We start from the raw sequence: 23,346 nt of genomic DNA, 5'->3' as shown, positions 1-23,346 counted from the left end.
GCCCCTCACAGCTTCATCAGGCTGGCGTCGTCGACCGAGGCCGAGTGACGGGCACGGAAGACGGACACGATGATGGCGAGTCCGACGACGACCTCCGCGGCGGCGACGACCATCGTGAAGAACGCGATGACCTGACCGTCGAGATTGCCGTGCAGACGGGAGAAGGTGACGAACGCGAGGTTGCAGGCGTTGAGCATCAGCTCCACGCACATGAAGAGCACGATCGCGTTGCGCCGGATGAGCACCCCGACACCGCCGATGGTGAACAGCAGGGCGGAGAGATACAGGTAGTTGACGGGGTTCACCGGTGTGCCTCCTCTTCGTCCCGGCGGTCGGCCAGGCCCTCGCCGCGCACCCCGGGCTTGTCCCGCAGGCCGATGCCGGCCTCGCCCCGGACGTCCGCCGCGTCGCGGTTCTCGTCCCGGCCGCCTCGGCCGAGCCGCTCCGCCGAGCGCTGTTCCAGCGCCTTCAGGTCGGCCATCGCCTCGCGGGACACGTCCCGGATCTGGCCCCGCTTGCGCAGGGTCGAGATCACGGTCAGCTCGGCCGGGGTGCCGTCGGGCAGCAGACCGGCGATGTCCACCGCGTTGTGCCGGGCGTAGACACCGGGCGCGGGCAGCGGCGGCAGGTGCGCGCCCTCGCGGACCCGCTGCTCGGACAACTCGCGCTGGGTACGCGCGCGTTCGGTGCGCTCGCGGTGGGTGAGGACCATCGCGCCGACCGCCGAGGTGATGAGCAGCGCGCCGGTGATCTCGAAGGCGAAGACGTACTTGGTGAAGACGAGGGCGGCCAGGCCCTCGACGTTCCCGCCGTAGGCCGCGTTCGCCGCGCCGAGGCCGGTGAAGTCCTTCAGGGAGGCGTGCGCGATGCCCGCGATCAGCAGGATCCCGAAGCCGAGCCCGCACAGGGCGGCCCACCAGCGCTGCCCCTTGATGGTCTCCTTCACCGAGTCGGCGGCGGTGACGCCGACCAGCATGACGACGAAGAGGAACAGCATCATGATCGCGCCGGTGTAGACGACGATCTGGACGATGCCGAGGAAGTACGCGCCGTTGGCGAGGTAGAAGACCGCCAGGACGATCATGGTGCCGGCGAGGCAGAGCGCCGAATGGACGGCCTTGCGCAGCAGGATCGTGCCGAGGGCGCCGAGGACGGCGACGACTCCGAGGACCCAGAACTGGAACGCCTCGCCCGTGGAGGTCGTGTAAGCCGCGGCCAGCGGAGCGGTCGCGAGGTCGAGGTGCGCGCTCACGCGTCCACCTCCTCGTGCTCGCCCGTCTCGCCCTTCTCACCCTGCTCGCCCGTCTCCCCCTTGGAGACGGCGACCTGGCGGACGGTGCCGGGCGCGGCCTCCGTCACCAGGCCCCGGTAGTAGTCCTGCTCGTCCATGCCCGGGTAGATGGCGTGGGGGGTGTCGACCATCTGGTCGTCGAGCCCCGCGAGCAGCTGCTCCTTGGTGTAGATCAGGTTCTCGCGGGAGGAGTCGGCCAGTTCGAACTCGTTGGTCATCGTCAGCGCGCGCGTGGGGCACGCCTCGATGCACAGGCCACACAGAATGCAGCGGGCGTAGTTGATCTGGTAGACCCGCCCGTACCGCTCGCCCGGGGAGTAGCGCTCCTCGTCGGTGTTGTCCGCGCCCTCCACGTAGATGGCGTCGGCCGGACAGGCCCACGCGCACAACTCGCAGCCGACGCACTTCTCCAGACCGTCGGGGTGACGGTTGAGCTGGTGCCGGCCGTGGAAGCGGGGCGCCGTGGTCTTCTGCTGCTCCGGGTACTGCTCGGTCAGCCGCTTCTTGAACATGGCCTTGAAGGTCACGCCGAAACCGGCCACCGGATTCTGGAAATCAGACACCGTCCGTCTCCTTTCCCTCACTCGCAGTAGCAGTATCGGGGCCACCACTGACAATCAGCTCCCGCTCCTGGCGGGACCGGCGCCTCGGTACGGGCGGCAGGGACTGTCCGGGCTTGGGCGGTACGGGGAATCCGCCCGCCATCGGGTCGAAGGGCGTCTCCTCGGCCCCGGCGCCCGCCTTGGCCTTCTTGTCGCGGAAGACGTCCACGACGAAGGAGAGCAGGAGCACTCCGAGGACGGCTCCGGCGACGGACAGCACGATGGTCCGGAAGTCGTAGCCCTCGTTGCCGAGCGCCCGGACGGTGGCGACCATCATCAGCCACACCACGGAGACCGGGATGAGGATCTTCCAGCCGAGCTTCATCAGCTGGTCGTAGCGGACGCGGGGCAGGGTGCCGCGCAGCCAGATGAAGAAGAACAGCAGCAGCTGCACCTTGAGGACGAACCACAGCATCGGCCACCAGCCGTGGTTGGCGCCCTCCCAGAAGCCCGAGACGGGCCACGGGGCCCGCCAGCCGCCCAGGAAGAGGGTGGTCGCGACGGCCGAGACGGTCACCATGTTGACGTACTCGGCGAGCATGAACATCGCGAACTTGATGGACGAGTACTCGGTGTTGAAGCCGCCGACCAGGTCGCCCTCGGACTCCGGCATGTCGAAGGGGGCGCGGTTGGTCTCGCCGACCATCGTGACGATGTAGATGATGAACGAGACCGGCAGCAGCACGATGTACCAGCGGTCGGCCTGCGCCTCCACGATCTTCGAGGTCGACATCGACCCGGAGTAGAGGAAGACGGACGCGAACGCGGCGCCCATCGCGATCTCGTACGAGATCATCTGCGCGGCCGAGCGCAGACCGCCGAGCAGCGGGTACGTCGAGCCGGAGGACCAGCCCGCGAGGACGATGCCATAGATGCCGACGGACGCGACCGCGAGGACGTACAGCATCGCGATCGGCAGATCGGTCAGCTGCATCGTGGTGCGGTGGCCGAAGATCGACACCTCGTTGCCGGCCGGGCCGAACGGGATCACGGCGATGGCCATGAACGCGGGGATGGCGGCGACGATCGGGGCGAGGACGTAGACGACCTTGTCCGCCCGCTTGACGATCACGTCCTCCTTCAGCATCAGCTTGATGCCGTCCGCGAGGGACTGCAGGAGGCCCCAGGGGCCGTGCCGGTTGGGGCCTACGCGCAGCTGCATCCAGGCCACGACCTTGCGCTCCCACACGATGGAGAAGAGCACGGTCACCATCAGGAACGCGAAGCAGAAGACGGCCTTGACGACGACGAGCCACCAGGGGTCCGTGCCGAACAGGGAGAGGTCTTCGGCGGCGAGCGGCGTGTTCACACCTGCACCTCCGTCGGGGTGGCGGCCGGGGCGGCCGGACCGATCCGGACCAGGTCGCCGGGGCGGGCGCCGGTGTCGGCGAGGACGCCGCGGCCGCCCGAGTTCAGCGGGAGCCAGACCACCCGGTCGGGCATCTCGGTGACGGCCAGCGGCAGTTCGGTGGTCCCGGCGGGGCCGGTGACGGCGAGGATGTCGCCGTCCTTGACGCCGGTGGCCTCGGCGGTCGCGACGGACAGCCGGGCGACGGCGGCGTGCCGGGTGCCGGCCAGGGCCTCGTCGCCCTCCTGGAGCCGGCCGAGGTCGAGCAGCAGCCGGTGGCCGGCGAGCACCGCCTCGCCCTCGCCCGGACGGGCCGCGGACCGGCCCGGCTCCGAGGGTCCGGGGGCCCGCTCGCCGCTCCAGCCGCCCAGCCGGTCCAGCTCGCGCCGGATCGACACCAGGTCGGGCAGGGCGAGATGGACGTCGAGCGCGTCAGCGAGCATGTGCAGGACGCGCGCGTCGGTCGGCGCGAGCGCGCGGGTCATCTGCTCCGGCTTCAGCGCGGCCTCGAACGGCCGGGCCCGGCCCTCCCAGTCGAGGAAGGTGCCGGCCTTCTCCGCGACCGCCGCGACCGGCAGCACCACGTCGGCCCGCTCGGTGACCGCGCCCGGGCGCAGCTCCAGGGAGACGACGAAGGTCGCTTCCAGCGCCTCACGCGCGCGTAGCGGGTCCGGCAGGTCGTCCACGTCGACACCGGCGACGAGCAGCGCGGCGAGTTCGCCGCTCGCGGCGCCCTCCACGATGTGGCCGGTGTCGCGGCCGAACCCGGTGGGCAGTTCGCGTACGCCCCAGGCGGCGGCGACCTCCTCGCGCGCGCGGGGGTCGGTCGCGGGCCGGCCGCCGGGCAGCAGCGTCGGCAGGGCGCCCGCCTCGACGGCGCCGCGCTCGCCCGCCCGGCGCGGGATCCACACCAGGGACGCGCCGGTGGCGGTGGCGGCCCGGACGGCGGCGGTGAGCGCGCCGGGGACGCCGGCGAGCCGCTCGCCGACCGCGATCACGGCGCCCTCCTCGCGCAGCGCCTCGGCGGCGGCGACACCGCTCTGCGAGAGGCCGGCGCGGGAGGTGAGGGCGTCCAGCCACTCGGTCTCGGTGCCGGGCGCGGCGGCGAGCAGGGTGCCGCCCGCCTTCTCCAGACCACGGGTGGCATATGCCGCGATGGAGTAGGTCTTCTGCCCCTTCTTCCGCCATGCCTTGCGCAGCCGCAGGAAGACGCCGGGCGCCTCCTCCTCGGCCTCCAGGCCGACCAGGAGCACCGCCGGGGCGGCTTCGAGCGAGCTGTACGTGACACCGTTGCCGTCCAGATCCCGGCCCCGTCCGGCGACGGTGGCGGCCAGGAAGTCGGCCTCCTCGCCGGAGTGGACCCGGGCCCGGAAGTCGACGTCGTTGGTGTCGAGGGCGACCCGCGCGAACTTGGCGTAGGCGTACGCGTCCTCGACGGTCAGCCGGCCGCCGGTCAGGACGCCCGTACGCCCGCGCACCAGACCGCGGGCCGCCGCCTCCAGGGCCTCCGGCCAGGACACGGGTTCGAGCACGCCGTCCGCGTTGCGCACCAGGGGCGTCGTCAGCCGGTCGCGCTGCTGCCCGTACCGGAAGCCGAACCGCCCCTTGTCGCAGATCCACTCCTCGTTGACCTCGGGGTCCTCGGCGGCGAGCCGCCGCATGACCTTGCCGCGCCGGTGGTCGGTACGGGTCGCGCAGCCGCCCGCGCAGTGCTCGCACACGCTCGGCGACGACACCAGGTCGAAGGGGCGGGAGCGGAAGCGGTACGCGGCGGAGGTGAGCGCGCCGACCGGGCAGATCTGGATCGTGTTGCCGGAGAAGTACGACTCGAACGGGTCGCCCTCGCCGGTGCCGACCTGCTGGAGCGCGCCGCGCTCGATCAGCTCGATCATCGGGTCGCCCGCGATCTGGTTGGAGAAGCGGGTGCAGCGCGCGCACAGCACACAGCGCTCGCGGTCGAGCAGCACCTGGCTGGAGATCGCGACCGGCTTCTCGTACGTACGCTTGCGGCCCTCGAAGCGGGACTCGGCCTGCCCGTGCGACATCGCCTGGTTCTGCAGCGGGCACTCGCCGCCCTTGTCGCAGACCGGGCAGTCCAGCGGGTGGTTGATGAGCAGCAGCTCCATCACCCCGTGCTGGGCCTTCTCAGCGACCTTCGACGTCAGCTGGGTGCGCACCACCATGCCGTCGGTGCAGGTGATGGTGCACGAGGCCATCGGCTTGCGCTGGCCCTCGACCTCGACGATGCACTGGCGGCAGGCGCCGGCCGGATCGAGCAGCGGGTGGTCGCAGAAACGGGGGATCTCGATGCCGAGCTGCTCGGCGGCGCGGATCACCAGGGTCCCCTTGGGGACGGAGATCCCGGCGCCGTCGATGGTCAGCGTGACATGGTCCTCGGGCACTGCCTCGGCGCCGCTCCCGGAGGCGGCGGACGTGCTGACGGTCATGCGTTCACCTCCCGGTTCCTGTCGGCCCAGGCGGTCGACTTGGCGGGGTCGAAGGGGCAGCCCTTGCCCCTGATGTGCTGCTCGTACTCGTCGCGGAAGTACTTCAGGGACGAGAAGATCGGCGAGGCGGCGCCGTCGCCGAGGGCGCAGAAGGACTTGCCGTTGATGTTGTCGGCGATGTCGTTCAGCTTGTCGAGATCCGACATCACGCCCTTGCCGGCCTCGATATCGCGCATCAACTGGACGAGCCAGTAGGTGCCTTCCCGGCAGGGCGTGCACTTGCCGCAGGACTCGTGCGCGTAGAACTCGGTCCAGCGGGTGACGGCGCGCACCACACAGGTCGTCTCGTCGAAGCACTGGAGCGCCTTGGTGCCGAGCATGGAGCCGGCGGCGCCGACGCCCTCGTAGTCGAGCGGGACGTCGAGGTGCTCGTCGGTGAACATCGGGGTGGACGAACCGCCCGGGGTCCAGAACTTCAGCCGGTGCCCGGGCCGCATCCCGCCGCTCATGTCGAGCAGTTGGCGCAGGGTGATACCGAGCGGGGCCTCGTACTGGCCGGGCGAGGCGACATGGCCGCTGAGCGAGTAGAGCGTGAAGCCCGGGGACTTCTCGGTGCCCATCGACGTGAACCAGTCCTTGCCCCGGTTCAGGATCGCGGGAACAGAGGCGATGGACTCGACGTTGTTCACCACAGTGGGGCACGCGTACAGACCGGCGACCGCGGGGAAGGGGGGTCGCAGCCGGGGCTGGCCGCGCCGTCCTTCCAGTGAGTCGAGCAGGGCGGTCTCCTCGCCGCAGATGTACGCGCCGGCGCCGGCGTGCACGGTGAGGTCGAGGTCGAGACCGCTGCCCAGGATGTCCCGGCCGAGGTAACCCGCCGCGTACGCCTCCCGCACGGCCTCGTGCAGCCGGCGCAGCACGGGCACGACCTCGCCGCGCAGATAGATGAAGGCGTGGCTGGACCGGATCGCGTAACAGGCGATCACGATGCCCTCGATGAGGGAGTGCGGGTTGGCGAAGAGAAGGGGGATGTCCTTGCAGGTGCCGGGCTCCGACTCGTCCGCGTTGACGACCAGATAGTGCGGCTTTCCATCTCCCTGCGGGATGAACTGCCACTTCATGCCGGTGGGAAAGCCGGCGCCGCCGCGTCCGCGCAGACCGGACGCCTTGACGTACGCGATGAGGTCGTCGGGCGGCATCGCGAGGGCCTTGCGCAGGCCCTCGTAGCCCTCGTGCCGCCGGTAGGTCTCCAGGGTCCAGGAATCGGGCTGGTCCCAGAAGGCCGACAGGACGGGTGAGAGCAGTTTCTCGGGGCTGCTGTTGTTGATCTCGGCCGCCAAGGTCATCACTCCCCCTCCTCGCTGGCTGCCTCGCCGCGCGGGCTCACGACTCGGGCCTGCGACTGCTGCTGTTCCTGCTGCTGTGCTTGGCGTGTGGCCTGGCGGGCCGCCTGCCGCGTGGCCTGCTGCGGGGTCTCGCCCTTGGCGAGCCGCAGACCGACCAGCGAGGCCGGTCCCGCGCCACCGCTCTCCGCGACGGCGCCGGGGCGCTCGTCGGGGAAGCCGGCCAGTATCCGGGCGGTGTCCTTGAAGGTGCACAGTCGCGCGCCGCGGGTGGGCGAGACGGGGCGGCCGGCGCGCAGGTCGTCGACGAGCGCCGTGGCCGACTCGGGCGTCTGGTTGTCGAAGAACTCCCAGTTGACCATCACCACGGGCGCGAAGTCGCAGGCCGCGTTGCACTCGATGTGTTCGAGGGTGACCTTGCCGTCTTCGGTCGTCTGGTCGTTCTCGACGCCGAGGTGTTCCTTGAGCGTCTCGAAGATCGCGTCGCCGCCCATCACCGCGCACAGGGTGTTGGTGCAGACGCCGACCTGGTAGTCCCCGGACGGCTTGCGCCGGTACATCGTGTAGAAGGTCGCGACGGCGGTGACCTCGGCCGTGGTCAGGCCGAGCAGCTCGGCGCAGAACCGCATGCCCGTACGGGTCACATAGCCCTCCTCCGCCTGCACCAGGTGCAGCAGCGGCAGGAGCGCGGAACGGGAGTCCGGGTAGCGGGCGATGATCTCCTTGCCGTCCGCCTCCAGCCGGGCGCGGACCTCGGCCGGGTAGTCGGGCGCGGGCAGCTGGGGCATGCCCAGACTGGTCTGCCCGCGGGTCGCGCGCGCGGCGGACTCGGCCGGGGACTCGGACTCGAAACCGGGCCCGGCCGGGGGTACGGGGGTACGTCCGGCGGTGCTTCCGTCGGTCATCGGTCGACGCCTCCCATCACGGGGTCGATGGACGCGACGGCGACGATGACGTCGGCGACCTGGCCGCCTTCGCACATCGCGGCCATGGCCTGGAGGTTGGTGAAGGACGGGTCGCGGAAGTGGACCCGGTAGGGGCGGGTGCCGCCGTCGGAGACGACATGCACGCCGAGTTCGCCCTTGGGCGACTCGACCGCCGCGTATGCCTGCCCGGCAGGCACCCGGAAGCCCTCGGTGACCAGCTTGAAGTGGTGGATCAGGGCCTCCATGGAGGTGCCCATGATCTTCTTGATGTGGTCGAGGGAGTTGCCGAGGCCGTCGGGGCCGAGGGCGAGCTGCGCGGGCCAGGCGATCTTCTTGTCGCCGACCATGACCGGGCCGGGCTCCAGCCGGTCCAGGCACTGCTCGACGATCCGCAGCGACTGGCGCATCTCCTCCAGACGGATGAGGAAGCGGCCGTACGCGTCGCAGGTGTCGGCGGTCGGGACGTCGAACTCGTAGTTCTCGTAGCCGCAGTACGGGTCGGTCTTGCGCAGGTCGTGCGGGAGGCCCGCCGAGCGCAGGATCGGTCCGGTGGCGCCGAGCGCCATGCAGCCGGTGAGGTCGAGATAGCCGACGTCCTGCATCCGGGCCTTGAAGATGGGGTTGCCGGTGGCGAGCTTGTCGTACTCCGGCAGGTTCTTCTTCAGGGTCTTCACGCACTCGCGGACGGCGTCGACGGCGCCGGGCGGCAGATCCTGGGCGAGGCCGCCGGGCCGGATGAACGCGTGATTCATGCGCAGGCCGGTGATCAGCTCGTACAGGTCCAGGATCAGCTCGCGGTCCCGGAAGCCGTAGATCATGATCGTGGTGGCGCCCAGCTCCATGCCGCCGGTGGCGATGCACACCAGGTGCGAGGAGAGCCGGTTCAGTTCCATCAGCAGGACACGGATGACGCTGGCGCGGTCCGGGACCTGGTCGGTGATGCCGAGCAGCTTCTCCACGCCGAGGCAGTACGCCGTCTCGTTGTAGAACGAGGTGAGGTAGTCCATGCGCGTGACGAAGGTGGTGCCCTGCGTCCAGGTCCGGTATTCGAGGTTCTTCTCGATGCCGGTGTGGAGATAGCCGATGCCGCAGCGGGCCTCGGTGACGGTCTCGCCGTCGATCTCCAGGATGAGCCGGAGCACACCGTGGGTGGACGGGTGCTGCGGACCCATGTTGACGACGATGCGCTCGTCGTCGGCCTTCGCCGCGGAGCGGACGACCTCGTCCCAGTCGCCGCCGGTGACGGTGTAGACGGTGCCTTCCGTCGTCTCGCGCGCGGACGAGGCGTCGGGGCCGGGGGTGGCGTCGGGATCGGCATCGGGGGTGGTGCCGGGGGTGCTGTGGCTGGTGGTCACGAGTACGACCTCCGCTGGTCCGGAGCCGGGATCTGGGCGCCCTTGTACTCGACGGCGATGCCGCCGAGCGGGTAGTCCTTGCGCTGCGGGTGGCCCTGCCAGTCGTCCGGCATCATGATCCGGGTGAGGGCGGGATGGCCGTCGAAGACGATGCCGAAGAAGTCGTACGTCTCGCGCTCGTGCCAGTCGTTGGTCGGATAGACCGACACGATCGACGGGATCCGCGGGTCGGCGCCGGGCGCCGAGACCTCCAGCCGGATCGTCCGGCCGTGGGTGAGCGACCGCAGGTGGTAGACGGCGTGCAGCTCGCGGCCCTTGTCGCCGGGGTAGTGGACGCCCGAGACGCCCATGCACAGTTCGAACCGGAGCGCCGGGTCGTCGCGCAGGGTGCGGGCGACGCGGAGCAGGTGCTCGCGCTCGATGTGGAGGGTCAGCTCGCCCCGGTCGATCACCGTCTTGTCGATGGCGTTGTCGGGGACCAGGCCCTGTTCCTCCAGGGCGCCCTCCAGCTCGTCGGCGAACTCGTCGAACCAGCCGCCGTACGGGCGGGAGGCCGGCCCCGGCAGCCGTACGGGACGTACGAGCCCGCCGTAACCGGAGGTGTCCCCGCCGTTGTCGGCGCCGAACATCCCGCGCTGGACGCGGACCTCCTCGCCGTGGTCGCCACGCTGACCGGGAAGGTTCTGACGGCTCAGATCCTTCTCTGGATTCGGAGTCTCGTCACTCAACGGAGAAGGCCCTTCATCTCGATCGTCGGCAGCGCCTTCAGCGCCGCTTCCTCCGCCTCACGGGCCGCCTCCCGCGCGTTCACGCCGAGCTTGGAGGTCTGGATCTTCTGGTGCAGCTTGAGAATCGCGTCCATCAGCATCTCCGGGCGCGGCGGACAGCCCGGCAGATAGATGTCGACCGGGACGACGTGGTCGACGCCCTGCACCACCGCGTAGTTGTTGAACATGCCGCCCGAGGACGCGCACACGCCCATGGAGATGACCCACTTGGGGTTCGGCATCTGGTCGTATACCTGCCGCAGCACGGGCGCCATCTTCTGACTGACCCGGCCGGCCACGATCATCAGGTCCGCCTGGCGCGGGGAACCGCGGAACACCTCCATGCCGAACCGGGCCAGGTCGTAACGGCCCGCGCCGGTCGTCATCATCTCGATGGCGCAGCACGCCAGGCCGAAGGTGGCGGGGAAGACGGAGGACTTCCGTACCCAGCCCGCGGCCTGTTCGACGGTGGTCAGCAGAAACCCGCTCGGCAGCTTCTCTTCGAGTCCCATGAGTGCTCCTAAAGCCCCTCAGTCCCATTCCAGGCCGCCGCGCCGCCACACGTACGCGTAGGCGACGAAGACGGTGAGCACGAAGAGCAGCATCTCCACGAGCCCGAAAATCCCCAGGGCGTCGAAGGTGACCGCCCAGGGGTAGAGGAAGACGATCTCGATGTCGAAGACGATGAAGAGCATCGCCGTCAGGTAGTACTTGATCGGAAAGCGACCGCCTCCGGCCGGCGTCGGAGTGGGCTCGATGCCGCACTCGTACGCCTCAAGTTTCGCCCTGTTGTACCGCTTTGGCCCGATAAGCGTGGCCATGACCACGGAGAAGATCGCAAACCCCGCTCCCAGGGCACCGAGCACGAGGATGGGCGCGTACGCATTCACGCTCCTCGCTCCTTCCAGTCGTCCTTGACCGTTGGACCGCACTGCCGGGTCGCGGAGCTTCGGGGAGCCTCGCGGAAGATCGCCACCATGTGAGGCAGTTCACAAGCCCGACGTCCGCGTATCTTAAGCCTGACCTTCTGTGATCTGCGACACGGGGTACGCCAACAGCTTTGTGATCTTCACCACCTGACGAACGATCATGAAGCCATATGAGTGGTGATCTTGTCGCGCCAAGCGCGCAAGTGATCACTGGAGGTGAGATTCGCGCTCGAATTCGCTGGTCGGAAGGGGTGTCGCTCTATCAAGAGGTGGGGAGTGCACGCAAATTGGCGACGAGACGGGCCCTGATGATAAAGAACCGGCCATCGCCCGGTCGGGGGGCTCGCTGGACCGAGGTGGACGCGAAGGCTCCAGGGCGACCAAGATCGTGACCTGCGTCACACGCCCGTCGGGGCCTCAAGAACGGGGCTTGGCCATCGAAGTGAAGAGATGGTAAGTGGCGGGCAATTCGGACTTTTCATTGAAAGTGCGTGATCAAGAGCCTCCGAGGTCGTGCCCGTTTTGCCCGTTACGCCGTCAATAAGGCCCGGGAAGAAGCGGATTCAACCCCTCCGAGGGCAACTGTGGCGCAGACCACGTTTCTTGAAGGGAACCCTGATGCCCTGATAGCGGTTGTTCCCATGTCCCACACCACCGCTCACATACCCAGCCACCGGAAGCCCCGCCGCAGCGCTTCGAAGCTCTCGCTGCGTGCCGGAGTCGCCGGTGGCGTGCTCAGCACCATCGCGGTGGCCGGCGCCGCCACCCCGGCGTCCGCCGAAACGGTGACCGAGACGACCCTGGAGATGCCCACCCTGGCCTCCATCGACGTCGACATCGCCAGCGCGGTCTCCGCCTCCGTCGAGGCGAGCCAGCAGGAGGCCCTGCACCAGGACCTCGCGGAGCGGGAGGACGCGGCCCTCCAGAAGGCCGCGAAGGACGCCAAGAAGGCCAAGGCCGAGGCCGAGCGCAAGGCCGAGGCGGAGCGCGCCGAGAAGGCCCGCGCGGAGAAGGAGGCCAAGGCCCGTGCCGAGGCCGAGGCCCGCGCCTCCCGCGACGCCCAGCGCACCTCGCTCGCGCAGACGACCTCGTACTCCGCGGGCTCGACGGTCTCCTCCGCCCCGACCTCCAACGGGACTTCGGCCGGCTCCAGCTCCAGCAGCTCGCAGGTCGCCACCGGTTCCGCCGCCGCGATCGTGGCCTTCGCCCGCGCGCAGATCGGCGACGCCTACGTCTCCGGCGGCACCGGCCCCAACTCCTGGGACTGCTCCGGCCTCGTCCAGGCCGCCTACCGCCAGGCCGGCATCGACCTGCCGCGCGTCTCCAGCTCGCAGTCGATGCGGGGCACCGAGGTCTCCCTGAGCAACCTTCAGCCGGGCGACATCCTCTACTGGGGCGGCCGCAGCAGCTCGTACCACGTCGCCATCTACGTCGGCGGCGGCAACTTCGTCGGCGCGCAGAACTCCTCGACCGGCGTCGTCGAGCGCCCGCTGAGCTACGACCCGCCGTCGGGCGCGGTCCGGATCCTCTGATCCGACGACGTTCGGGCACGGTCCGGATCCGCTGATCCGGCACGGCTCGCACGGACGCACGCACGCATACGTTCGTACGGCGAAGGGCCGTCGCTCCTTGGGGGGAGCGGCGGCCCTTCGGCGTGGTCGGGGCATGGGAAGCTCCGCGTCACGTCGGAGGACTCTCACTCCCTGACGGTACGTTTCAGGGCGTGAGCAGCCACGTATCCCCTGAGGGCGCCGAGCGCACCCGCGAGAGGGGCTTCTTCTCCGCGCTGACCGAAGCCCTGAAGAATGGGCACGCGGCCCGGAGACTTCGCGAGGTCGTAGCCGCCGACCGCGAGGCGTTCGGTCCCGTCCCCGAAAGCGCGCGGCAGCAGGCGGAACGGGAGTGGTGAGGACCTCCGGCGCGCGGCGAGGCTCATCAGGAGGACGGGCGCAAGCGTCACCGGCCCGCCGTCGCACCCAGGACTGTCTCAAGGGGCAGTAGGCGCCGCCTGGTCGGGCTGATTCCATGAGGACCGGTCCATCGTCGGCCGCGGCGACCGCGTCAGCGGCGGCCGCCTCATGGAGAGCACCAACGACAGCACCGGAAAGGCACTGTCATGCAGAGCACCGCACTCCGCAGGATCGCCACCACGGCCGTCGCCCTCGCCGCACTCGGCGCGGGCGCACTCGTCACCGCCGGCTCCGCCTCCGCCGCCACCGGGAAGAACGGGGTGCTGGAGAGCGGCGAGATGGGGTTCTTCTGCTCCTCCAACCAAGCAGGTTCCGTGTTCGACCTGTACGACGGTGACGGAGACTTCAGGGACGACCGGTTCGTCGCCGGTTCGTGCCAGGGACAGCCGGTGTACGGCAATGTCTCGTCGGTCTGGAACCGCGACAGCATGACCTGGTGGGTCTACACCGATCTCCAGGCGGGCGGCATGGAAGGCAGTATTCCGGCCGGCTACGTCGGCAACATGTCGTCGACCTTCAAAAACCAGATCATCGCCGCCTACTCCTACAAGGCCCGCTGATCCTCCCAGCCCCCGTGCGGGTGCTCCGCCGCCTCGCGGAGGTGGCGGAGCACCCGCGTACCCGAGGGCAGCGGGGTGACGGGGTGACGGTGGGGGCTCAGCGGCGCAGCGCCTCCGCCGGTTCGATGCGCGAGGCCCGCCAGGCCGGGTACAGACCGGCGACGACTCCCGTGACGAGGCCGACGACCGGGGCCGCGGCCACCATCCCGGTGTGCATGACCGGGGTCCAGTCCCGTACGAGCGCCACCACGATCACCGTCGACACCCCGAGCGCCGTGCCGACGAGACCGCCCACCGCGCCCAGTGCCCCCGACTCCGTGAGGAACTGGACGGTGATGTGCCGGCCTCGGGCACCGAGGGCGCGTCTCAGGCCGATCTCCCCGGTCCGTTCGAGGACCGCGACGAGCGTGGTGTTGGCGATGCCGACCGCGCCGATCACCAGACAGATCGCCGCGAGCAGCAGGAACAGCTGGTCGAGGTCCCCGGTCACGCCCGCGCGCAGTGTCTTGGGATCCGGCGGCGGGATCGCCTTCAGATACTCCGGGTGGTCCGGGCGCAGCGCGACCGGCGCCTCATGGGCGATCTGGGCAGCGGCGCCCGTCGCCGTCGTGATCAGCATCTTCGCCTCGCCCGGGTCGGGCGCCCCCCACAGCTTCTCGGCGGTGGTCCTCGGCACGGTCACCGACATCAGGACGTCGGCCCGGCGCTTCACGTCGTCGATGATCCCGGCGACCGTGAAGGGCTCGTCGCCGATGAACACCGCCGGCCGGGTCTCCAGGGTCGTGATGCCGAGGCGGGCCGCGACCGACTTGCCGAGCACCGCGACCGGCTGCCCGGTCCGGGACGTGAACTCGTCGTACAGACGCCCCTGGGAAAGGGTCGGCGACGCCGCCCGCAGCACCCCGGGAGACGCCGCGACGACATCGATCTGCTCACTGCCCTGGCTGTCGCCGACCGGCGCCGAACGGACGGCCGTACCGGAAGCCAGCCGGACGGTCCAGTAGACCCCGGCGGCCTCGACCCCGCCGAGCCGCCCGATCCGGGCGTCCGCGTCCGCCGGGAAGGCGGGTCCGGCGAACTCGTTCTGTTCCTGGGCGACGTCCTCGACGCTCACCTCGGTGGCCGTCAGCAGGTTGAACCGCGCGTCGATCTGCGAGGACGTGGTCGCGGTCAGCCCGAGGATCGCCACGAACGTCCCGACGCCGAGGACGGTGCCGAGCGCGGTGAGCACCGAGCGGCCGGGCCGCTGGAGCATGCCGGCGACGGCCTCGGCGAGGACGTCGCGGGTGGTCAGCCGCGAGGGCTCGACGATCCGGTGCCGCCCCCGGCGGCCGGCCTTCCAGCGGGGGCCGGACTTCTGACGTGGGGCCTCGGCGCCGGGGCTGTCGTCTTCCTCGCGGGGGCCTTCGTCGGGTCGGCCGTCGTCCTCGCCGAGGAGGTCATCCAGAAGGGGGCGTTCTTCCTTGCGGGTTCGTCTCATTCCCGTGCCTCCCCCGCCGCTGCCTCACCCAACCGCGCGCCGGACAAGCCGCGTTCGCCCGCTCCACCCGACTCGCTCAGCATGCCGTCGCGGATCGTCACCGTGCGCTCGCCGCGCTCCGCCACCTCCGAGTCGTGCGTGATCACCACGATCGTCATGCCGGAGGCGTGCAGCTCGCCGAGGAGGTCCAGGACCGAACCGGCGTTGTCCGAATCGAGGTTGCCGGTCGGCTCGTCGCACAGCAGCAGCGAGGGCCGGCCGGCCAGGGCGCGGGCGATGGCCACCCGCTGGCGTTCGCCACCGGACAGCCGGCCGGGCTGCGCTTCGGCCCGGTGGGCGAGGCCCACCCGTTCGAGAGCCCTACGGGCCCGGACCCGGCGTTCGGCACGCGGCACCGCCGAGTACACCATCGAGAGCATCACGTTCTCGGTGGCGCTGCGGTGCGGCAGGAGGTGGAAGGACTGGAAGACGAAGCCGATCCGCCGCCCACGCAGGGCCGTCCGCTCGCCGTCGCGCAGCGCCGCCGTGTCGATGCCGTCCAGGAGATACGTCCCGCCGGTGGGCATGTCGAGCAGTCCCGCGACATTCAGGAAGGTCGACTTGCCCGAGCCGGACGGACCGACGACGGTGATGAACTCCCCTTTGCGTACGATCAGTTCGCACGGTCGCAAGGCGGCCACGGGCGGCGGGCCCGGGTAGGTCAGGCTCACCCCCCGGAACTCGATGACGGGGACGTCCCGGTCGCCGACGGCCCGGCTCACGACGACCCCTTGGAGTTCCCCGCCGCTCCGGCCGATCCCGCCGCCCCCGACGAACCGGCCGCCCCCGACGAACCGGCCGCCGCCGCACCCGGGTTCACCCCGGTGACCACCTTGTCGCCCTCCTTGAGGACGCCCGCGGTGCGCGGGACGATCTCGACGTAACCGTCGCCGGTGGTGCCGGTGCGCACCTCGATCCGGGTCTGCCGGCCGGTGCCGTCGACCGTGGTGACGACCGTCTTGCCGTCGACTCCGGCGGAGACCGCCGTGATCGGGACGACCAGTGCCTTGCCGTCGGTGGAGGCGGCCTCGATGGTGAGGCGCACCTCCTGCCCGGCGAGGCCGGAGGGGAGTTCGCGGGAGGGGTCGACGGTGAAGAGGTAGCCGGTGGCGCCGTTGCCCTGGGCGCCGTCCCCTCCCCCGCCTCCCGAGCCGTTGCCCCCGGATCCCGAGTCCTGCGGGGCGGACTGCTGGTCCTGCCGGGTGGGGTCGTTCGCGACCGACACCACCCGGCCGGCCGTCTCCCGCCCTGTCGACTCGTCGACGATCCGCACCTTCTGCCCGGAGCGGACCATGCCCTTCTGATAGTCCTGGAGATAGCCCTGGGCCATCAGCTTGCCGGAGGAGAGCGTCATCGCCGTGCCGGAGACCTGCGACCCCGGCCGGGCCGACACCCCGGCCACCCGGGCCGGGAAGGCCCGGACGAAGACGACCTCGGCCGCCGGGACCATCGGTCCGGCGGCGGCCTCCGCCTTCGCGAGCGCCAGGCGCGCGGTGCCGAGGTCCTCGATGGCCCGATCGCGGGCCTTCTTCAGCGGCTTGTCCTGCGCCTCGTCTTTGTTGGCCGCGAGCGCGTCGCGGGCGTCGACGACGGCCCGTTCGGCGCCGGTGACGGACGCCTGGGCGCCGGTCACAGCCGCGCCGTCGTCGTCGACGGCGGGCCTGGGGTCGTAGCCGATGGCGGAGTAGTACGCCCTAACCGCGCTCTTCGTACCGGGGCCGAAGGTGCCGGCGGCGTCGCCGCCCCGGCCATGGCCGAGGCCGGCGAGCGCGTCCTGGAGCTGCCGCACGTCGTCGCCGGTGGCACCGGGCTTGAGGTCCCGGTACACCGGCAGGCTGCCGGGCAGGACGAAGACGGGGCGGCCGGAGACCTCCATGAGGACCTTGCCCGCGCGCACCGCCTCCCCGCTCTTGACCGACACCTTGGTGACCACGGGAGCGGCACCGCCCTCGCCGCCGGCGGCGACGGGGGCGACCTGGACGGACTGGCCCGCCACGACCGAGCCGCGCAGCACGACGGTCTCCGCGAGGACCCGGTTCTCGACCCGCGCGATGAGCACGTCCTGCGGCGGCGGTTCGGCGTCCGCCGCGACCTGTGCGGGCGACCGGATCAGCGCGGTCGCCGCCACTCCGGCGCCGGTCAGGACGACCGCTCCCGCGACGAGGGCGACGACCCAGACGCGGCGCCGGGACATCCGGGCACCCCCGGCGTCGCCGCCGGGGGTGCCGGGGGCCCCCGAGGCCCCGGGGGTCCCCGGGGTCTCGGGAGCCTTCGCCGTACCGGGCGGGGTGTCGTCAGCCACCGACGACCGTCCCGCCGGAACCCGCGGCGGCGGGGCTGCACGCCTTCAGCGCGGCGATCACCTTCGGGTCGCTCTTCATCCGGGTGGCGAGGTCACCGCTGAGCGGGACGTCGCCGGTCGCCGGATCGGGGTCCGGGTAGTCGGCGATGCCCTTCCCTCGCACGCAGGCGGACACCTTCTTCGCCGCTTCCAGGCTCGCGGAGTCGGGCTTCGCCGGCCCGGGCCTCTTCGTGGCGCACTGCTTCTCCGCCGCGGCCACGGCCTCGCTCGTGTTGGCGTCCTTGTCGACGCGTTTCTCGCCGGCCTTGGTGTCCTGGAGCTTGAGCCCCTGGGCGCCGAGGCAGTCGTAGTACGCGGCCCAGGCCGCGGCGTCCGGCGAGGCACCCGCGGAGGGAGCCGCCGACGGTTCGGCGGGGGCGGCGGAGGTCTTGCCGGTGCTCGGTGCGGACTGGGGTGCGCCATCCCCGTCGCTCGAACACCCCCCGAGCCCGAGGGCGAGAATCAGCACGGGAACAGCCATGAGGCGTCTCATCAGAAACGGTCCTTCCAACGGGAGATCACCCGTCACGGGGCATCATGGGAACGCGCGGTGGGGGGCCGACGCGACGTTGCGCTACGCCACGTACAAGGCCCCTGCGCGAATGGCCGGGCGCCCGGCAGGCGCCCCGACAGTGCCGAGGATAGACCCGCTCGCCTCACCCCGGAACTGTCTCAACGGACAGTAGCGTCCTTCGAGTTGGCGGTGGTCGTATGTGAACCGGCCCGATCGGGCCACAGCGTTCACTCCATCACCAGCTTGGGAAAGGCAACGACATGCAGCGCACTGCACTTCGTCGGATCGCCGCCACGGCCGTCGCGCTCGCCGCGCTCGGCGCCGGCGCGCTCGCCACCGCCGGCTCCGCCTCCGCCGCCACCGGGAAGAACGGCTACCTGGAGAGCGGCGAGTTCGGCCTGTACTACAACTCCAACGAGGCAGGGGCCGTCTTCGACCTCTTCCTCGAGGACACCAACTTCAACGGCGACTACTTCGCGGGCCCGGGCAACGGCGCCGGCCAGTCGGCGAACGACAACACCGCGTCGTACTGGAACCGCGACAGCAACACGTGGTGGGTGTACACCAACGCCGGGGCGGGCGGTTACGAGGGCAGCCTGCCGGTGGGCCACATCGGCAACGCGTCCGCGACCTTCAAGAACGCGATCTCCTCCGCGTACTACTACAAGGCCCGTTGATCCTGACGGTCGGCTTCATCGCCGCGCCGTCGGGGTAGCCTCGCTCCCTTGAAGCACGCGGCAAGCAACACGCGGCACCACAGCAGCCGTTGCTCCGCCCGAATGAGGCGGGCAGAGCAACGGCTGCTCCCATGGTAGACACGCACACGCCCTTGGAGCACCCATGCGTCCCTTCGCCGCTCGCGCGACCGTCCTCTTCCTGAGTGCCGCGCTCCTCACCGCCTGTTCCTCCGAGCCCGGCGACAAGGGCGGCGACAACGCGAAGGAACCCGCGATCGGGACGATTCCCAAGCTGCTGTCGGCGGCCGACCTCTCGTACCCCCTCGACGGCTACGCGGCCACCGCCGAGCAGCGCCGCAAGCTGGACCATGCCCAGTCCCGGGTGACCACAGCCTGCATGGCACGCTTCGGCTTCACCTACACGCTGCCTCAGGTGCCCTCGTCCGGCCGCTCCAGCAACGAGGGCCACTACGGTCTCACCGACGCGGCGGCCGCGGCCCGTTACGGCTACACCCCGAACCGGGGCGTAGCGCCGCCTGCCAAGCCGATCGCCCCGAAGCTCAGCGCGAGCGGCGAACTCGCGCTGAACGGGCCGGACTACAAGGGTGCCCAGCCCATGAGCCTGGAAGAGTCCGAGGCCAAGGACAGCGGCAAGACACTGGGCGGGAAGAAGGTGCCCATCGGCGGCTGCATCCGGGAGGGCTACCTGAAGATCTACGCGCCGAAGAAGGGGGCGGTGGACGTCATGTTCGTCACCAACATGGGGATGGACGCCTTCTCCCGTGCCCACGACGACTCCCGGGTCAGCGCCGCCATCAAGGCGTGGTCCGATTGCATGGCGGAGAAGGGCTACAAGACCGACGATCCGGTCAGCCCGCAGCAGGATCTCGGTCTCGACGCCAACACGTACGGAAGTCCCCGGGCCATCGCCGCCGCCCGGCAGGACATCGCCTGTAAGGAACGGGCCAACCTTGTCGGCATCTGGTACACCGTCGAAACCGCCTACCAGAAGCGGAACATGGAGCAGAACGCGGAAGCCCTGAACCAGGCGAAGGCCGAGCTCGACGAGCGGTTGAAGCTCGCCGCCACTCTGGCCGGCTGAGTTCCGGGGCGGGACACGGGGCGGGGCGCTTCGCCCCCGGACCGCCCCCTTCCAGGGCAGTATCCGGCCACCGGGATGTCGCGGAAACATTTCGGTCCGTTGATATGGGCAATGGTCCGCGACGCGATCCGGTTACCGTTCCGCAAGGAGCCACGCCGGTCGACTCCGTCGTGCCGGTGTCCGCGAACGCCGTCTCTGGGGGGAGACACATGCTTCGTTGCTGCCCGTATTGCGGTCCCATTCCAGCTCAGCCGAACACCCGATCCGCCCGGATCAACCCGGTCACCCGTGCGTTGGACCACCTCGACTCGCTCACCGAGCGCGAGGTCGAGGTCCTCTCCGCGATGCCCGGCGGCGAGTCCAACACGGATCTCGCCGAGTACCTCGGCATCACCGAGCGCACCGTCAAATTCCATGTCACCAACATGCGGGAGAAACTGGGGGGTCTGTCCCGCGCCCAGCTCCATCTGCTCGCCCTGCTCACCGAGGCGGTCTGGCTGTGCCAGACGTGCCGCCAGAAGGTGCCGGAAAAGGTCCTGGGCGGAGCCCCGGCCGTGGCCACTGAGCTGCGCGTTCCCGCGCAGCGGGCCCCGGGGTCCCTGCTGCTCGCCGGCTGACACCGCGCACGCGCCGGCGCCCCGGTAGCCCCGGCCCGCCGCTGACCGGCCCGCCCGTCGTAGACCCTTGCGTCCAGGCCCGACGACCGTGGCCCGCCACCGTGCCCGCCAGCGACGGAGCACAGTGACGGGCCATGGTGACGGGCCACAGCAGCGGACCGTAGCGACGGGCCAGAGCGACGAGCCCCAGCCCCGCCCTACGCCTTCGGCGCCACCTTCGACAGACCGTTGATGATGCGGTCCATCGCGTCGCCGCCCGTCGGGTCGGTCAGGTTGGCCAGCATCTTCAGCGTGAACTTCATCAGCAGCGGGTGCGTCAGACCGCGCTGGGTCGCGATCTTCATGATCTTCGGGTTGCCGATGAGCTTCACGAAGGCGCGGCCCAGCGTGTAGTAGCCGCCGTAGGTGTCCTTGAGGATCTGCGGGTAGTTGCGCAACGCCAGTTCGCGCTGGGCCGGGGTGGAGCGGGCGTGCGCCTGGACGATGACGTCGGCCGCGATCTGGCCGGACTCCATGGCGTACGCGATGCCCTCGCCGTTGAACGGGTTGACCAGACCGCCCGCGTCGCCGACGAGCAGCAGACCGCGGGTGTAGTGCGGCTGCCGGTTGAAGGCCATCGGCAGCGCGGCGCCGCGGATCGGGGTGGTCATGTTGTCCGGGGTGAAGCCCCAGTCCTCCGGCATGGAAGCGCACCACGCCTTCAGCACCTCGCGCCAGTCCAGCTCGCGGAAGGCGGAGGAGGAGTCGAGGATGCCGAGGCCCACGTTGGAGGTGCCGTCGCCCATGCCGAAGATCCAGCCGTAGCCGGGCAGCAGCCGGTCCTCGGCGCCGCGCCGGTCCCACAGCTCCAGCCAGGACTCCAGGTAGTCGTCCTGGTGGCGCGGGGTGGTGAAGTACGTCCGGACGGCGACGCCCATCGGCCGGTCCTCGCGCCGGTGCAGGCCCATCGCGAGCGACAGCCGCGTCGAGTTGCCGTCGGCGGCGACGACCAGCGGCGCGCTGAAGGTGACCTGGCGCTTCTCCTCGCCGAGCTTCGCGGTCACGCCGGTGATCCGGCCCGTGCGCTGGTCGATGACGGGGCCGCTGACGTTGCAGCGCTCGTACAGCCGCGCGCCGGCCTTCTGCGCCTGCCGGGCGAGCAGCTCATCGAAGTCGTCGCGCTTGCGGACGAGACCGTAGTCCGGGTACGAGGCGAGGTCCGGCCAGTCCAGCTCCAGCCGGACGCCGCCGCCGATGATCCGCAGGCCCTTGTTGCGCAGCCAGCCGGCCTCTTCGGAGATGTCGATGCCCATCGACACGAGCTGCTTGGTGGCGCGCGGGGTGAGACCGTCGCCGCAGACTTTCTCGCGCGGGAACGCGGTCTTCTCCAGGAGCAGGACGTCGAGTCCGGCCTTGGCCAGGTAGTACGCGGTGGTCGAGCCCGCCGGGCCCGCCCCGACGACGATCACGTCCGCGGTGTGCTCGGACAGGGGCTGCTCGGTCACGGCAGAGTCTCCCGGAGAGGTCGAAGGAACAAAGGAACAAAGGAACGAAGGGACCCCAGGATCAGGGACCCGGGATCAAGGCCCCCCGGATCAAGGGATCGGAAGATCAGGGGGCGTGCGGTCGCGGAATCGCGGCGATCGCAGTCTATTGCGGCGGTTTACGCCTTGAAGCCCCGGTGCATGGCGACGATCCCGCCCGTCAGGTTCCGCCACGCCACCTTCGACCAGCCCGCCTTGGTCATCTTGCCCGCGAGGGTCGGCTGGTCGGGCCAGTCCTGGATGGACTCGGCGAGGTAGACGTACGCGTCGGGGTTGGACGACACGGCGCGCGCGACCGGCGGCAGGGCGCGCATCAGGTACTCCTCGTACACGACCCGGAACGGCTTCCACGTCGCGTGCGAGAACTCGCAGATCACGACCCGTCCGCCCGGCTTCGTCACCCGGTACAGCTCGCGCAGCGCGGCGTCCGTGTCCTGGATGTTGCGCAGGCCGAAGGAGATCGTCACCGCGTCGAAAACATCGTCCTTGAACGGCAGCCGCATGCCGTCGCCGGCGGTGAACGGCATCCACGGGTGGCGCTGCTTGCCGACCCGGAGCATGCCGATCGAGAAGTCGCAGGGCACGACGTACGCCCCGGCGCGGACGAACGGCTGCGAGGAGGTCGCCGTCCCGGCCGCCAGGTCGAGGACCTTCTGCGCGGGCCGCGCGTCGACCGCCTTCGCGACCTCCTTGCGCCAGCGCCGGTCCTGCCCGAGGGAGAGCACGTCATTGGTGAGGTCGTAGTTCGCCGCGACGTCGTCGAACATCGAGGCGACTTCGTGCGGCTGCTTGTCCAGGGATGCTCGGCTCACCAACCCATTGTGGCAGCCGTCCCCCGGCCGGGCGGGGACGGGCCCCGGGCCCGGCACTCCCGCCGGAAAAAATCTCGCGAACCGCTTCAACCTTTCCCCCACGAGCGTGCTCAAGGAGGGGTGACAGTGCAGACGAAGGGAGCGAGATGCCGTCACCGCTTGGCACGGAGGCCGGGTTCGAGGAGTTCGCCCGCTCCGCGCAGACGCGGCTGTACCGCACCGCATACCTGCTGTGCGGGGACGCGGAGACCGCCCGCGACCTCACGCAGACGACCCTCGCCAAACTCTTCCAGCACTGGCGGCGGGCCACGGCGGCGGACCACCCGCACGCCTACGCCAAGACCGTGCTCACCCGCACGTTCCTCGCCGAACGGCGACGCCGCCTGCGCGATCTGCTCGCCTTCACCAAGACCGGCGGGCTCGGCCCGGCGCGGACCACCGAGCAGCCCGACCTCCGGGTCACGCTGCTCGCCGCGCTGGCCGAGCTCCCGCCCAGAGCCCGCGCCATGGTCGTCCTGCGGTACTGGGAAGACTTGAGTGTGGAGACCGTCGCCTCGCTCCTGCGCTGCAGCGAGGCGACGGTCAAAAGCCAGTGTTCGCGCTCACTGGCCAGGCTCCGGGAACACCTTGGTGAGGCCGAGCTCTACACATCCACCGATCCCCGTCTCGACCACCACCACCGCCACCCCATCGGAAGCTGAGG

General features: G+C 70.5%; 24 protein-coding genes. 7 read left to right on the top strand and 17 right to left on the bottom strand.

What is annotated here, in order from left to right:
• Positions 1-5 precede the first annotated feature (5 nt).
• From nuoK to ACGFRB_RS01945, 11 genes are all read right to left on the bottom strand, one after another.
• Entirely contained in the window at positions 6-305 is a 300-nt protein-coding gene (gene nuoK / locus ACGFRB_RS01995; protein ID WP_361226907.1) for an NADH-quinone oxidoreductase subunit NuoK, read from the bottom strand.
• On the bottom strand, positions 302-1,252 hold the full coding sequence (locus ACGFRB_RS01990; protein ID WP_393237732.1) for an NADH-quinone oxidoreductase subunit J: 951 nt from the start codon (positions 1,250-1,252) through the stop codon (positions 302-304). Before ACGFRB_RS01990 ends, nuoK begins: the two co-directional genes overlap by 4 nt.
• Positions 1,249-1,854 carry an NADH-quinone oxidoreductase subunit NuoI gene (gene nuoI / locus ACGFRB_RS01985; protein WP_393237729.1) on the bottom strand — a complete coding sequence of 202 codons (606 nt, stop codon included), beginning with the start codon at positions 1,852-1,854 and terminating at the stop codon, positions 1,249-1,251. Before nuoI ends, ACGFRB_RS01990 begins: the two co-directional genes overlap by 4 nt.
• Positions 1,847-3,202: an NADH-quinone oxidoreductase subunit NuoH gene (nuoH, locus tag ACGFRB_RS01980; protein ID WP_393237726.1), complete on the bottom strand. Its 1,356-nt coding sequence runs from the start codon at positions 3,200-3,202 to the stop codon at positions 1,847-1,849. Before nuoH ends, nuoI begins: the two co-directional genes overlap by 8 nt.
• Entirely contained in the window at positions 3,199-5,688 is a 2,490-nt protein-coding gene (locus ACGFRB_RS01975) for an NADH-quinone oxidoreductase subunit G (RefSeq protein ID WP_393237723.1), read from the bottom strand. The genes nuoH and ACGFRB_RS01975 overlap by 4 nt, the downstream gene beginning before the upstream one ends.
• The gene (nuoF, locus tag ACGFRB_RS01970) at positions 5,685-7,037 is read right to left on the bottom strand and encodes an NADH-quinone oxidoreductase subunit NuoF (protein ID WP_363002482.1); all 1,353 of its coding nucleotides are present in this window, start codon (positions 7,035-7,037) and stop codon (positions 5,685-5,687) included. The genes ACGFRB_RS01975 and nuoF overlap by 4 nt, the downstream gene beginning before the upstream one ends.
• Positions 7,034-7,819 carry an NADH-quinone oxidoreductase subunit NuoE gene (nuoE, locus tag ACGFRB_RS01965; RefSeq protein WP_393238215.1) on the bottom strand — a complete coding sequence of 262 codons (786 nt, stop codon included), beginning with the start codon at positions 7,817-7,819 and terminating at the stop codon, positions 7,034-7,036. Before nuoE ends, nuoF begins: the two co-directional genes overlap by 4 nt.
• A 113-nt stretch (positions 7,820-7,932) precedes the next feature.
• Positions 7,933-9,312 carry an NADH-quinone oxidoreductase subunit D gene (locus tag ACGFRB_RS01960; protein ID WP_393237719.1) on the bottom strand — a complete coding sequence of 460 codons (1,380 nt, stop codon included), beginning with the start codon at positions 9,310-9,312 and terminating at the stop codon, positions 7,933-7,935.
• The gene (locus ACGFRB_RS01955; protein WP_393237716.1) at positions 9,309-10,040 is read right to left on the bottom strand and encodes an NADH-quinone oxidoreductase subunit C; all 732 of its coding nucleotides are present in this window, start codon (positions 10,038-10,040) and stop codon (positions 9,309-9,311) included. The genes ACGFRB_RS01960 and ACGFRB_RS01955 overlap by 4 nt, the downstream gene beginning before the upstream one ends.
• A complete protein-coding gene (locus ACGFRB_RS01950; RefSeq protein ID WP_363002476.1) occupies positions 10,037-10,591 on the bottom strand; it encodes an NADH-quinone oxidoreductase subunit B family protein in 555 nt (184 codons plus the stop codon). The genes ACGFRB_RS01955 and ACGFRB_RS01950 overlap by 4 nt, the downstream gene beginning before the upstream one ends.
• Before the next feature lie 18 nt (positions 10,592-10,609).
• Complete coding sequence (locus tag ACGFRB_RS01945; protein ID WP_003992243.1) at positions 10,610-10,969, bottom strand: NADH-quinone oxidoreductase subunit A; 360 nt, start codon at positions 10,967-10,969, stop codon at positions 10,610-10,612.
• 680 nt (positions 10,970-11,649) lie between these two features.
• On the opposite strand from ACGFRB_RS01945, the gene ACGFRB_RS01940 reads away from it, so the two are divergent.
• From ACGFRB_RS01940 to ACGFRB_RS01930, 3 genes are all read left to right on the top strand, one after another.
• Positions 11,650-12,540, top strand: coding sequence for a C40 family peptidase (locus ACGFRB_RS01940; protein WP_363002474.1), 891 nt, complete (start codon positions 11,650-11,652; stop codon positions 12,538-12,540).
• 191 nt (positions 12,541-12,731) lie between these two features.
• On the top strand, positions 12,732-12,917 hold the full coding sequence (locus tag ACGFRB_RS01935; protein WP_393237711.1) for a hypothetical protein: 186 nt from the start codon (positions 12,732-12,734) through the stop codon (positions 12,915-12,917).
• A gap of 207 nt (positions 12,918-13,124) precedes the next feature.
• On the top strand, positions 13,125-13,538 hold the full coding sequence (locus ACGFRB_RS01930; protein ID WP_393237708.1) for a peptidase inhibitor family I36 protein: 414 nt from the start codon (positions 13,125-13,127) through the stop codon (positions 13,536-13,538).
• Positions 13,539-13,635: 97 nt separating this feature from the next.
• On the opposite strand, the gene ACGFRB_RS01925 is transcribed toward ACGFRB_RS01930, so the two are convergent.
• Genes ACGFRB_RS01925 through ACGFRB_RS01910 form a run of 4 tightly spaced genes read right to left on the bottom strand, consistent with a single transcriptional unit; the run spans position 13,636 to position 17,879 of the window.
• The gene (locus ACGFRB_RS01925) at positions 13,636-15,018 is read right to left on the bottom strand and encodes an ABC transporter permease (RefSeq protein WP_393237705.1); all 1,383 of its coding nucleotides are present in this window, start codon (positions 15,016-15,018) and stop codon (positions 13,636-13,638) included.
• A complete protein-coding gene (locus ACGFRB_RS01920; protein WP_393237702.1) occupies positions 15,015-15,779 on the bottom strand; it encodes an ABC transporter ATP-binding protein in 765 nt (254 codons plus the stop codon). Before ACGFRB_RS01920 ends, ACGFRB_RS01925 begins: the two co-directional genes overlap by 4 nt.
• Positions 15,776-17,359: a peptidoglycan-binding protein gene (locus ACGFRB_RS01915; protein ID WP_393237699.1), complete on the bottom strand. Its 1,584-nt coding sequence runs from the start codon at positions 17,357-17,359 to the stop codon at positions 15,776-15,778. The genes ACGFRB_RS01920 and ACGFRB_RS01915 overlap by 4 nt, the downstream gene beginning before the upstream one ends.
• A complete protein-coding gene (locus ACGFRB_RS01910) occupies positions 17,352-17,879 on the bottom strand; it encodes a hypothetical protein (RefSeq protein WP_393237696.1) in 528 nt (175 codons plus the stop codon). The genes ACGFRB_RS01915 and ACGFRB_RS01910 overlap by 8 nt, the downstream gene beginning before the upstream one ends.
• Positions 17,880-18,172: 293 nt before the next feature.
• Between ACGFRB_RS01910 and ACGFRB_RS01905 the strand changes: the two genes are divergently transcribed.
• The 3 genes from ACGFRB_RS01905 to ACGFRB_RS01895 all read left to right on the top strand — a co-directional run bounded on the left by ACGFRB_RS01905 (position 18,173) and on the right by ACGFRB_RS01895 (position 20,308).
• A complete protein-coding gene (locus ACGFRB_RS01905) occupies positions 18,173-18,589 on the top strand; it encodes a peptidase inhibitor family I36 protein (protein WP_363002460.1) in 417 nt (138 codons plus the stop codon).
• A 163-nt stretch (positions 18,590-18,752) separates the two neighbouring features.
• Positions 18,753-19,691: a hypothetical protein gene (locus ACGFRB_RS01900; RefSeq protein ID WP_393237693.1), complete on the top strand. Its 939-nt coding sequence runs from the start codon at positions 18,753-18,755 to the stop codon at positions 19,689-19,691.
• A gap of 293 nt (positions 19,692-19,984) precedes the next feature.
• The gene (locus ACGFRB_RS01895; protein WP_393237690.1) at positions 19,985-20,308 is read left to right on the top strand and encodes a helix-turn-helix transcriptional regulator; all 324 of its coding nucleotides are present in this window, start codon (positions 19,985-19,987) and stop codon (positions 20,306-20,308) included.
• 197 nt (positions 20,309-20,505) lie between these two features.
• Here the strand turns inward: ACGFRB_RS01895 and ACGFRB_RS01890 are convergent, their stop codons facing one another.
• Both ACGFRB_RS01890 and ACGFRB_RS01885 read right to left on the bottom strand, forming a co-directional pair.
• Positions 20,506-21,792 carry a geranylgeranyl reductase family protein gene (locus tag ACGFRB_RS01890; protein ID WP_393237687.1) on the bottom strand — a complete coding sequence of 429 codons (1,287 nt, stop codon included), beginning with the start codon at positions 21,790-21,792 and terminating at the stop codon, positions 20,506-20,508.
• Between the two features lie 158 nt (positions 21,793-21,950).
• On the bottom strand, positions 21,951-22,643 hold the full coding sequence (locus ACGFRB_RS01885) for a demethylmenaquinone methyltransferase (protein WP_361226852.1): 693 nt from the start codon (positions 22,641-22,643) through the stop codon (positions 21,951-21,953).
• Between the two features lie 146 nt (positions 22,644-22,789).
• Here ACGFRB_RS01885 and ACGFRB_RS01880 point away from each other — a divergent pair, with 146 nt between their 5' ends.
• A complete protein-coding gene (locus ACGFRB_RS01880; protein WP_393237684.1) occupies positions 22,790-23,344 on the top strand; it encodes a SigE family RNA polymerase sigma factor in 555 nt (184 codons plus the stop codon).
• The last annotated feature ends 2 nt before the right edge of the window (positions 23,345-23,346 follow it).

Origin of the sequence: Streptomyces sp. NPDC048718 (assembly GCF_043198875.1) — a bacterium.
Taxonomy (GTDB): domain Bacteria; phylum Actinomycetota; class Actinomycetes; order Streptomycetales; family Streptomycetaceae; genus Streptomyces.
The sequence above is the reverse complement of the archived record's forward strand: the minus strand, read 5'-3'. Positions and strand labels throughout refer to the sequence as shown.

Excerpts from the sequence above, each read along its gene's own strand:
- ACGFRB_RS01975 (WP_393237723.1), bottom strand. The coding sequence starts at position 5,688 with ATGACCGTCAGCACGTCCGCCGCCTCCGGGAGCGGCGCCGAGGCAGTG.
- nuoE (WP_393238215.1), bottom strand. The coding sequence starts at position 7,819 with ATGCCCCAGCTGCCCGCGCCCGACTACCCGGCCGAGGTCCGCGCCCGG.
- ACGFRB_RS01950 (WP_363002476.1), bottom strand. The coding sequence starts at position 10,591 with ATGGGACTCGAAGAGAAGCTGCCGAGCGGGTTTCTGCTGACCACCGTC.
- ACGFRB_RS01940 (WP_363002474.1), top strand. The coding sequence starts at position 11,650 with ATGTCCCACACCACCGCTCACATACCCAGCCACCGGAAGCCCCGCCGC.
- ACGFRB_RS01930 (WP_393237708.1), top strand. The coding sequence starts at position 13,125 with ATGCAGAGCACCGCACTCCGCAGGATCGCCACCACGGCCGTCGCCCTC.
- ACGFRB_RS01925 (WP_393237705.1), bottom strand. The coding sequence starts at position 15,018 with ATGAGACGAACCCGCAAGGAAGAACGCCCCCTTCTGGATGACCTCCTC.
- ACGFRB_RS01910 (WP_393237696.1), bottom strand. The coding sequence starts at position 17,879 with ATGGCTGTTCCCGTGCTGATTCTCGCCCTCGGGCTCGGGGGGTGTTCG.
- ACGFRB_RS01905 (WP_363002460.1), top strand. The coding sequence starts at position 18,173 with ATGCAGCGCACTGCACTTCGTCGGATCGCCGCCACGGCCGTCGCGCTC.
- ACGFRB_RS01900 (WP_393237693.1), top strand. The coding sequence starts at position 18,753 with ATGCGTCCCTTCGCCGCTCGCGCGACCGTCCTCTTCCTGAGTGCCGCG.
- ACGFRB_RS01880 (WP_393237684.1), top strand. The coding sequence starts at position 22,790 with ATGCCGTCACCGCTTGGCACGGAGGCCGGGTTCGAGGAGTTCGCCCGC.